Below are 3,339 nucleotides of genomic sequence, written 5' to 3' on the forward strand. Positions count from 1 at the left end.
AAACCTCGGTTTGGTGGAAACTAAAAACCTGGCCAAGCATGCGGTGCCAAATACGAGGAAAGTGAATGGGAAGCCACTGAGCGGCGATATTATTCTGGAAGCAGGAAATGTTGGGGCATTTTCCAGAGGATCTACCGCCACTGTGCAAGGGGAAGATAGTGTGCCATGGGATGCTGCATCAGGTTCTTATATTACGGCAAGAAGTGGAGATAGCTTACTCACTGTTCATTTTAATGTAGGTTCCGGCAGTACTCCGGCTCTCCAGTTACAAGCTAAATATAAAAATAATGGTATAGCATATCGTTCAGCGAGAGATCGGTTTGGATTTGAAGAGCCCTGGACAGAATTTTACACCACTAAAAATAAACCTTCTGCGGCAGATGTTGGGGCATTTACCCAAACCACTTATATGCCTAAAATTCCCGATCAATCATATATAGGAGCATTCTCGTGTGGTCATGAAGGAGGATGGGTAAAAGGTATCAGTGTAGGCTCTAACGGTGGTGACGTGGGGCAAATCTGGATTGATTCTTCTGCTATGTTGCACACTCGTTTTTTGAATACTAATGGCAATCATAGGCAACAATCATATGCTGTTCGTGGGGAAAGTTACACGAAACAGGAAGCTGATAATCGCTTTTTAGGCAGTGTACCTGTTGGAGTTCCTTTACCATGGCCTCAAGATAAACCACCTACTGGATACTTGATCTGTAATGGTGAGCGTTTTGATAAAGCCCGTTATCCAAAGTTAGCATTGGCATATCCATCAGGTATTTTGCCTGACCTGCGAGGAGAGTTTATTCGAGGCTTAGATGTAGGGCGTAATGTTGATTCAGGGCGTAAGGTATTATCTTCACAGCTTGATTGTATTCAAGATCATGCCCACCTTGCAGGAGTTGAAAGTACTTTTGGTTTCAGTGTACCTCAGAATGGCTCTCATCGTAATGTGCCCGGAGGATTTAAATCAAATGGAGGTAATACTAGTACTGGCCCAACTAATTCAAATTGGAATAATATAAAAATAGGAACTGAGACTCGCCCACGTAACATTGCTTTTTTATATATCGTAAAAGCTGCATAGTATGTAAATTATAACATTAATTATTAAAATTAATGGATTTCAATGTCCAATGCAATGACAAGTTGGAGAATACTCCGCAATATAGTTAATTAAGTGTTAGAATGTATAAATTTAACCAATAGAATTGAATCTTGAAAGGCAATAAAAAATATAAAATAACTAGCCGCTTTTACATAGCGGCTTTATTTTCTAAAGAGTTATTATTTTATATAGCTTTTCTCTTTTGCACCAACGTTCTTTATAATCAAAAGTTGGCCTTCCAAAACTAAACCTCAATTTAAGAGTACTATCTGATGAGTATTGAATTGCTTCTTTCACATTAACCCATATTGCAATAGTACCTAGCGGAATACCAGAAATTCCTATATCCTTTCTTCCTAAATTATAATAGTCATAATTTACCCAATGTTTATTTTCTTTTTTTAAAGTATATTGCATAGCAACAGGTTTACTATCAAGAAAAAGTAGATTACCAAATCTCAGCATTGGTAATTCTTTTAGTAGCTCTATCATTTCTTTTTTTAAAATATGTTCTTTTCTTCTAGAAAAATACAATTCATCATAGATATCTACTAAATCTTCAACTTTAAAAATTAAGGAGTTTATTACTTCACCGCCAACTTTTAAAAATTTATTCAACTCTCTATTTCTTGTTGAAATTGATTTTTTTGAAGGTTCTTTAACTAGGCAAATTTCCCTATGAGCATTAAAAATATGAGAGCAATTAATAACGTCATTGCTATTAATACATGATAGAAATTTTGTCTTGTATGGTAAAAAAAAACGATTTTTATTGTCGGATGGAAATAATACCTCATCAAAATTCAATGGATATTTATTTATTGAATGTTTCAAAGCTATAGATTGATCTCCAGCTAGATGACTATCTTCCCAAGTACAAATAGCTGATGTTATTTCATTATTCCTATTAGTTTTAATAAAAAATTTTTCCCTAAGAGGAAATCTTTCATGTAAGAAAGAAAGCACTTCTGGCGAAGTGACTATTCCTCCCCCAAAAAGTTCATACGCTTCTTTATAGTTTTCGATATTAGCTTTTTTCCATCCAAACATTATTTTTATCTTTTAAAAAATCACACAGTTTGATAATTATAACAATGTTTTTATCAAAATTAAACAAGAGGAGCCATATGAATGCCATATGCAGAATGAAATTAGGTAACCATTTAATTTATATGTGGAAATTTTTTTATGTGGTTTTGGTTTTTCCGGTAAAAATAAAAAAATTAATTGGATTCATAAAAAATATTTTTATAGAAAAAATTGACTCAATAAAATTGATGAAGACTACATTAAAAATAATGGAGCTTTAAGTTTTAATCAGGTACCTTTGTTTTCTCTTATCGTTACCCACTTTGCTTCAGCCTTTCAGACAGGTGTTTTTATTTCTCACAAAACTAAATACAACCTCGTTCAAAAATAAAAGTAGCAAAGCATTGTTGTTAGTAACACTATTATTTGATATTTTTTCCATTGTAACCAAAAAGCCTTATATTTAAGTTTTCAATAATTCCTGAAAGCGTGCATAAAGGAATACACAGTGTTTTCACATCGGCAAGGCTTGCATTTTATCATTTTTGCCATCAATTATGGATTTTTTTCCCTTTATTTGGCCGACATTAACTAATGATAAAATGAAATTCTAATTAGGTGATAAAGATAAAAAATCCTTGTTTTTGTTTTTCAGCACATAAAATCGCTTTCCGGATCAATTGTACTGGTTTTAATACTATAGCTGTAACGACCCAATGCTCAGATATTCTCTGCGGCAGCTACATCAATACTACGCACAACAATGCCATTACCGTCACTGGGATAACCTGATGATTAAACAGTAATGACGATTGTAGTATTTGAATTTATCCTGAAAGGATTGTATTCCATACAAGCAATCCACAACAAAAATACAGCATACCTTCATACCCGCTTATTTTCTTTTCCCAACAGATTAATATCGGGTGATAACGATTCACCAAACTATACCTATTGAGATAGCTTCTTAATTTTTTTACCGTTACTTACGGATTGACTTCCGGGTTTTGCCTAACCTTTATTCATCGTTAGTACCAGTGCTACCTGATAGCCCCAAGAATACACTTGCATATGATGCTCTCTGGTCTATGGGGATTGGCACGGTTTTCAGATAGGATTGTTAATATAGCACCGTCGTATCCAAACAAAACTTTTCTCAGTGTCTTGTTCGACAACACGATAAAAAATATGCTGAAAAACCTCGGTTT

Annotated in this window: 2 protein-coding genes; one reads left to right on the forward strand and one right to left on the reverse strand. The window is 34.1% G+C overall.

Annotated features, from left to right (window positions below; translation table 11 throughout):
• On the forward strand, nt 1-1,081 hold a 1,081-nt coding region (locus tag FE392_RS19005), incomplete at its 5' end, for a phage tail protein (protein ID WP_333783531.1).
• A 189-nt stretch (nt 1,082-1,270) separates the two neighbouring features.
• Here FE392_RS19005 and FE392_RS19010 read toward each other — a convergent pair.
• Nucleotides 1,271-2,152 carry a GNAT family protein gene (locus FE392_RS19010; protein ID WP_319931715.1) on the reverse strand — a complete coding sequence of 294 codons (882 nt, stop codon included), beginning with the start codon at nt 2,150-2,152 and terminating at the stop codon, nt 1,271-1,273.
• Nucleotides 2,153-3,339 lie beyond the last annotated feature (1,187 nt).

It is taken from the genome of Xenorhabdus santafensis, assembly GCF_033949405.1.
GTDB lineage: Bacteria > Pseudomonadota > Gammaproteobacteria > Enterobacterales > Enterobacteriaceae > Xenorhabdus > Xenorhabdus santafensis.